This is a genomic window from Bradyrhizobium sp. NBAIM08, assembly GCF_020193935.1.
Classification (GTDB): domain Bacteria; phylum Pseudomonadota; class Alphaproteobacteria; order Rhizobiales; family Xanthobacteraceae; genus Bradyrhizobium; species Bradyrhizobium yuanmingense.
Window position 1 is genome coordinate 1 of the sequence record NZ_JADYVR010000798.1, and the last position, 414, is coordinate 414.

The following is a 414-nucleotide window of genomic DNA, read 5'->3' on the forward strand; positions in this document are numbered from 1 at the left end:
GCCTCGGGCTGCCGGACGAGGAGTACTACCGGCTCGACACGTACGCCGACCTGCGCGCCGAATACCGCACCCACCTCACCACGATGCTCGAGCTCGCCGACGTCGACGACCCGACCGACGCAGCGGAGCAGGTCTTCGAGCTCGAGAGCGCGATCGCGTCGCTGCACTGGGACAAGGTGCGCTGCCGGGACCTGCGGGCGATGTACAACCCGATGACCCTGGCCGAGCTCGAGACCGCCGCACCCGGGCTGCGCTGGCGAGACTTCCTCGACGGGGCGGGGATCGACGAGCGGGCGATGGCCGACCTGGTCGTGGCCCAACCGTCGTTCATCACCGAGCTGCCGGGGCTGCTCACCGAGGATCGACTGCCCGCGTGGCGGGCCTGGGCCCGCTGGCGGGTCGTCACCTCCCTGG

The 414-nt window shown here is 71.5% G+C and carries 1 pseudogene; it reads left to right on the forward strand.

The window, feature by feature from the left end:
• A pseudogene (locus I6F37_RS42115) lies at positions 1-414 on the forward strand (M13 family metallopeptidase N-terminal domain-containing protein); the annotation flags it as partial.